Here is a 6,384-nt window from a genome sequence, read left to right as displayed (position 1 = left end):
CTCGCGGCTCGCGGCTCGCGGCTCGCGGCTCGCGGCTCGCGGCTCGCGGCTCGCGGCTCGCGGGCACTCTTTAGCATGTCTCACGCAGGCACACAATCCTCTTGGCTGATTGGCTGACGAGCGTCTGTACGAACATCACTACCGTACTGGCAGGCCCGGCGGCCGGCCGCACCTCGGACCGAAGTCCCGGGCGGGTGCCGGGCGGACCGTGTCGTCGGCAACCGGCCGGATGGCGGCGCGGGACGGGAGGGGCGGGTTCGGGACAGTTTTGGACGGTACGGGGGGTGGGGCGGCGGCCCCGGGTGGGGTGGTGGAGGCGGCGGGTTGCCGGGGCGGGGGCGGGTTCAGGCCGCTCGGGAGCGGTGCGCCGGACGACGGGTTTCCGACGAATCGGGGGCGCGGGCCGCCGGGCCGATCATGTGGGCCGCGCCCCTTCGTATGGACGCGGATCGGCGTGGGAAGGATCGTGGGGCCCGCGACGCACGGCCCGGAACCGTGTGGTCACGGGCCCGGGCCGCATCCGACGCACGACAGGACGGGTCGCACACGGTGAACACGCACATCGGACCGTTTCCCACCACGATGACCTGCACGGACATACCCCCGGGCAGTTGCCCGGGTTGCGTCGGCCGGCTCTCCTGGCGCAGGCCGCCCGGGGACGGCCGCCGCGGTCGCTGTCGTCGGGCCGGGGGGAGGGCCGGATGTTACGGGAAGTAGTCGGCCGCGCCGCCGAGTTGGAGCGGCTGCGGGAGCTGCTGGAGCGGGCCCGGGCGGGGTGGCCGGTGACGGTGGTGGTGCGGGGCGAGCCGGGGGCCGGGAAGTCGGCGTTGCTGGAGGCGCTGGCCGGGCTCGCCGCGCGGGAGGGGTTCCGGGTGGTCGCGGCCGGGGCGCGGGGGCTGTCCGCCCGGCCGTACGCCGCCGCCGACGAACTGCTCGGCCGGCTGCCGGGCGGCGGCGGGGTTCCCGTACCGGGGGAGTTCTGCGGGTTCATGGCGGGCGCGCGGGCGGTGTACGGGGAGAGCCCGGCATCGGGGGAGAGCCGGGAGAACCGGTGGAGTGGCCACGGCGGGGCTCCCGGGCCCGGAGAACCAGGGGACGGGGCGCCCGGGGGCCGGAATCCGGCGGACGGCGCGGACGGGGCGCCAGGCGCCCGGACGCCTGGGGACGGCCCCCGGACGCCGGCGGACGGCGGTGACGGGGGGCTGGAGGCACGGGCCGGGCGGTTGCGGGAGGCGGTCGGGCGGGGGCCGGTGGCGGTGGTGCTGGACGACGCGGACGGCGCCGACCCCCGGAGCCTGCGGTGGCTGGCCGCACCCGCCGGGCCGGGCGGCGCGGTGCCGCTGCTGGTGGCGCTGGCCGGGGACGGCGGCCCCGGGCGTACGGCTCCGCCGGGCGCCGAACACCTGGACCTGGACGGCCTGTCGGCGGAGGCGCTGGCCGAACTGGCGGCCGTCCGACACGGGATGGTGCTGGACGACGAGGCGGCCCGCGTCTGCCGGGAGCTGACCGGCGGCAACCCGGGTCTGGCACTGGCCCTGTTGTCGCTGCCGGCGACCCGTACCGGCGCCGCGCCCGACCATGTGCTCACCGCCGGGGAGCTGCGGGAGGCCACCGGGGCGGCGGAACTGCCGGGCGCCGGGCGGTGGCTGGACGGACTCGGGGCGCACGCGCTGGCGGTGGCCCGGGCGGTGGCGGTGCTGGGGGCGGACGCGGAGATCGCCCAGACCGCCGAACTGGCCGGCCTCCCGGTGCGGGAAACGTTGTCGGCGGTGGACGAACTGGTCGGCCGCTGCCTGCTGGCCAACCGCACCCCGCTCGCCTTCCGCCACCCGCTGCTGGCCGCCATGGTCATCGGCGGGGTCCCGGCCGGCACCCGGGCCGCCCTGCACCTGCGGGCCGCCGAGATCCTGCGCGACGGGGACTTCGGCGTCACCCGGGTCGCCGGCCAGCTGGTCGCCGCCGGGCCGCTGGGCCAGGAGTGGACAGTACGCCCGCTGCGGCTCGCCGCCCGCCAACTGGCCCAGGAGGGAAAGGCCGAGGACGCCGCCCGGCATCTGCGCGGGCTGCTCCGGCAGCGGCTGCTGCCCCGGTTGCGGGCGGCCGTCCGGCGCGAACTGGCCTCGCTGGACGGCTTCGTGGACCCGGACCGCACCGCCCGCCACCTGGACGCCGCCCGCCGGGAGGCCGGGGACCCCGAGATCGCGGCCGACTACGCGGTGGCGCTCGCCGGACTGCTCACCGACTCCGGGCGCCCCACCGACGCGGTGGCCGTCCTGGACGACACCGCCGACCGGCTCGGCGCCCCCGGCTCGCCCGCACACTGGCGGCTGCGGCTGCACCGGGCGTCCGTCTGCCTCGACGGGCCGGTCGCCCTCTGCCGCGCCGGGGAGCCACTGGACCGGCTGCTCGCGGACCGGCCCCCGGACGGCGGCGCCCGCCGGGAGCTGGCCGGGCTGCGCGCCGCCCACGCCCTGCGGGCCGGCGAGGACCGGGCCGCCGCCGTCCGGCACGCCCGGGAGGCGCTCAGCCACGGCACGGACGGCCCCGGCCGCGCCTTCTGGCACGGCTGCGAGACCCTGGTCCGGGCCGACGAACTGGTCGAGGCGTGGACCCACTGCAGCCGGGTCCGGCTGGCGGGCGGTGCCCGGCCGGGCCGCTGGGACCATGTCAGCGCCGAGCTGCTGCGCGCCGTCATCTGCCGGGCACGGGGCGAACTCCCTACCGCCGAACGGGCCCTGGCCCCGATGACCGAGCTGCTGACCGGGGCCGCCTCCACCGCCCATCTGGTGGCCGCCCGGGCGGTGGCGGTGCTGGTGGAGGTACGGGCGCTGCGCGGTGACACCGAGGCCGCCCAGGCCCTGCTCGCCGGGTGCGGGCTCGACCAGGAGCTGCCGCCCCGCCAGCACGCCGCGCCGGTGCTCGCCGCCCGGGCGGTGCTGCGGGAGGCGGCCGGGGAACCGGACCGGGCGCTGGCGGGCCATCTCGCCGCCGGTCGGCTGCTCACCGACTGCCGGGTGCGCAACCCGGCCCTGGCCCCCTGGCGGTCGCGGGCCGCGCTGCTGCTCGCCGCCGCCGGGGAGTGCGCGGAGGCGGACCGGCTGGCCCGCGCCGAGCTGGACGACGCCCGCCGCTGGGGCACCCCCCGGGCCGTCGGCACCGCCCAGCACGCGCTGGCCATGGCGGCGGGCGGGCCCCGGCGGGCGGAGCTGCTCGCGGTGGCCGTCGCCACGCTCGCCCGGTCGCCGGCCCGCCTGGAACTGGCCGCCGCCCGCTGCGACCTGGGGATCGCCCTGGGCCGGGCGGGCCGGACCGACGAGGCCCGCGCCGCCCTGGACGCCGCACTCGCCGCCGCCGGCTCCTGCGGGGCCCGGCCGCTCGCCCGGCGGATCGGTGACGCCCGGCGGGAGCTGCTGCACGGGGACGACGGCGAACCGGTGCCGCCCGCGCTCTCCGGGCTCACCCCGCAGGAGTTGCGCATCCTGGGCCTCGCCCGGGACGGCCACACCAACCGGGCGATCGCCGGGAAGCTGTTCGTGACCGTCCGGACAGTGGAGTTCCATCTTTCCGGCGCCTATCGGAAGCTCGGCATATCCGGGCGCGGCCAGCTCCCCGAGATCCTCCCGCCCCGCGCCGGGGACGGCCGGTGAGCCGACCGGGACGGCCTCACGCCCCGCCACCACCTCCGGCCCGGCCCGTCTCCTCCCATTCCGCCCCGGCCCGTCCCGCCCCGGCCCACTCGTCCCCGATCCGCCGCCACTCCGGCTCGGTGCCGGGGGTGCCGGGGCCGGCTGCCGGGTTGCCGCCCATCACATGGTGGCGGAAGCTCTCCACCGCCGAGAGCCCGTGCACCTCCTCCACGGTGTTGGCGGCCAGGTGGCAGAGCAGCCCCCGGTCGGCGGGGCCGAGCCCGAGCCGGCCCAGGTGGAGATAGAGGTAGTTCATCACCAGCCGGAAGGACGCGAACCAGTCGTCCGTACGGATGAAGTCCTGGTGCCCGTGATCGCTCTGGAGCAGCCGGTGGAACTCGCTGAGCTGTCGGGTGGGCATCCGGGGCGCCCGGGCCGCCCCGTCCATCGACACCTCGCCGGAGGCCAGCAGCGGCAGCGCGATCCGCTGATGGCGCCGTACCGCCTCGGACCACTCACGTACGAAGGCGAGTTCACCCCCGGAGGCGAGTTCACCCCCGGAGGCGAGTTCACCCCCGGAGGGGAGTTGATCCCCGGAGGCGGGCTCATCCCCGAAGGTGAGCTCATCCCCGAGGACGAGTTGATCCCCGGAGGCGGGGCCACCCCCGTCGGACGGTGGCCCCGGTACCGCCTCGGCCACCGCTACCGCCACCGCCGCCTCCACCGCTCGCAGCCGGGCGGCCAGGGCGTCCGCCTGGCGCCGGAACTTGGCGTCGAAGGTGGCCCGGTAGCCGGCCGGGTCCTGGGTCCGGGAGAGGAACGCGTCGGCGTGCGAGCGCAGCGACAGGAAGCCGCGCGCGATCGGCGCCCCGCCCCCGGCGAACGGCACGGCGGCGGCCGAGGCGGTGGCCCACATCAGGTCGAGCGCCAGCACCGGCAGCGAGCCGCCGGACCGGAGGTGGGCGTAGGCACGGAAGGCGGCTTCGTTGGTGTCGCTGAGGAAGTCCGCCAGCAGCTCGCTGGCCCGCCGCGAGCCCAGCACCTGGAGCCGGTGATCGTAGGGCTGCTCCCGCACCGTGTTGTCCGGTACCCAGGGGCTCAACGTCCCCCGCTCCATCTCCAGTTCGGCCAGCCGCTCGTGGACCGGCGCCGACTCCGCCTCGTCCAGCACCACGGTGGAGGGATGCGCCCGCAGATACGCGCCCAGCCGTGAGGCCACCTCCGGCCGCACCCGCTCCTCCCACTCCGCCTCGCCACAACGGAAGTTGAGCCGCAGATGGGGGCCGCGCAGCCAGTGCCGGCCGAACCAGGCCCCCGCCACCCATGGCCGGACCGCGCCGAATGCCGGGCGGACGGCGTCCAGGATGAGCGCGGGCTCGGCCCGTTCGTCGTGGTGGTGCACGTGCAGACTGTGCCACCGCACCCCGGACGCCTCCTCCGGCTCCTCCCCGTCCGCCGGCCGCTCCGGACGCGGCAGCCGGTACCGCCCCGCCCGCCGGCCGTCCACCCGGTGCCGGACCGGACGAGGGCCGCCGCCAGGACCATCCGCCCCGGGGCCGCCGACCCCCGGCCCACCCGCCCCCGGAGCACTCCCCGTACCCCCCGTACTCCCCGGTCCCCCCGCGCCGGAAGTCATGACGCGGTCAGCGCCTCGGGCAGCTCCGCCAGCACCCGGCCGACCAGGAACCGGAGCTGGTTCTCCTGCCAGAGCGTCAGCCCCAGCCGGTTGTTGACCAGGTGGGCGCAGCGCAGCAGCACCAGACTGGTGCCCGGGTGCGCGGTGGCGGCAAGGTCGAGCGGTTCGGCCAGCGGGGAGGCGGCCCAGGTGGAGGCGAAGGCGCCGCTCTCCTCCAAGGCGTGCAGCTCGTCCCGCAGTTGGCGCACCGAGGCCAGCCAGTACGTCCGCTGGTCACCGCCCGACGGCCCGGAGCCCCCCGAGCCGTCCCTCGCCACCGCCTGGTGCCAGACCCGCTGGGCCCGGGCGCGCAGGGCGTCGCGCTGGGCGGCGTACCGGACCGCCACATCGGGCGCCTCGGGCCCGCTGCCGAACGGCAGCGGCGGCCCGCCGTGGCGCACCCACTGGTCCCGCACCTCGTCGCAGAGCGCGAAGACCCCGACCACCAGGTCGAACGCCAGCAGGGCGCGCTGCTCCACGGTGGTGCCGGCCGCCACCACGGAGAGCGCCAGTTCGCTGGACTCCCGGAAGTGCCGCTCCACGGCGGCCATCGCGGCGCCGCGCCCGTAGTCGTCGTGCTCCCGGGCGTACGGGATGAAGGCCAGCGAGTTGTTGGGGCGCACCTCCTGGTCGTGGCCGTCCCGCCCCTCCAGGCCGGCCAAACCCTGCGCCACCTGGCCGAAGCGCGTCCGGTCCACCACGTCCGGGGACGGCCGGGCGGCCAGGAAGGCATCGACCCGCTCCGTCACCCGCCGCTGAAGCTCCGGACGGTCGGCGGCCCGGGCGGGCAGCAGCCGGAGGCGGACATGCGGGCCGCCCTCCCAGTAGCGGAGGTAGAACCAGCTCTGCGCCGAGCCGTCGGCGAGCACCTCCCGGACCAGCGGCCGGACACACTCGGTGAGCAGCCGGTCCTGGTCGGAGTCGTAGAAGATGTGCGCGGGCAGCCAGTCGGAGCCCTCCGCCGTGCCGGGGTCCAGCCGCCCGCCCTCCGATCCCGCACCCGTCCCCGCCATCCCGGCCCCCGACCCCATCCCCATCCCGATCCCCATTCCCGTCCCGGTCTCCGCCCCTGACCCCGTCCCC

3 protein-coding genes are annotated in these 6,384 nt (G+C 77.6%); 1 reads left to right on the top strand and 2 read right to left on the bottom strand.

What is annotated here, in order from left to right:
* Positions 1–701: 701 nt before the first annotated feature.
* Positions 702–3,647 carry a helix-turn-helix domain-containing protein gene (locus tag NX801_RS25645; protein ID WP_258790276.1) on the top strand — a complete coding sequence of 982 codons (2,946 nt, stop codon included), beginning with the start codon at positions 702–704 and terminating at the stop codon, positions 3,645–3,647.
* A gap of 16 nt (positions 3,648–3,663) precedes the next feature.
* Here the strand turns inward: NX801_RS25645 and NX801_RS25640 are convergent, their stop codons facing one another.
* Both NX801_RS25640 and NX801_RS25635 read right to left on the bottom strand, forming a co-directional pair.
* Positions 3,664–5,049: a lantibiotic dehydratase C-terminal domain-containing protein gene (locus NX801_RS25640; protein ID WP_258790275.1), complete on the bottom strand. Its 1,386-nt coding sequence runs from the start codon at positions 5,047–5,049 to the stop codon at positions 3,664–3,666.
* 209 nt (positions 5,050–5,258) lie between these two features.
* Positions 5,259–6,338: a thiopeptide-type bacteriocin biosynthesis protein gene (locus tag NX801_RS25635; RefSeq protein WP_258790274.1), complete on the bottom strand. Its 1,080-nt coding sequence runs from the start codon at positions 6,336–6,338 to the stop codon at positions 5,259–5,261.
* Positions 6,339–6,384 lie beyond the last annotated feature (46 nt).

The sequence above is a fragment of the Streptomyces pyxinae genome, assembly GCF_024756275.1.
In the GTDB taxonomy this organism is placed as follows: Bacteria; Actinomycetota; Actinomycetes; order Streptomycetales; family Streptomycetaceae; genus Streptomyces; species Streptomyces pyxinae.
The sequence above is the reverse complement of the archived record's forward strand: the minus strand, read 5'-3'. Positions and strand labels throughout refer to the sequence as shown.

Bases quoted from the DNA above. Each gene is read 5' to 3' on its own strand.
- NX801_RS25645 (WP_258790276.1), top strand. From the start codon at position 702: ATGTTACGGGAAGTAGTCGGCCGCGCCGCCGAGTTGGAGCGGCTGCGG.
- NX801_RS25635 (WP_258790274.1), bottom strand. From the start codon at position 6,338: ATGGGGATGGGGTCGGGGGCCGGGATGGCGGGGACGGGTGCGGGATCG.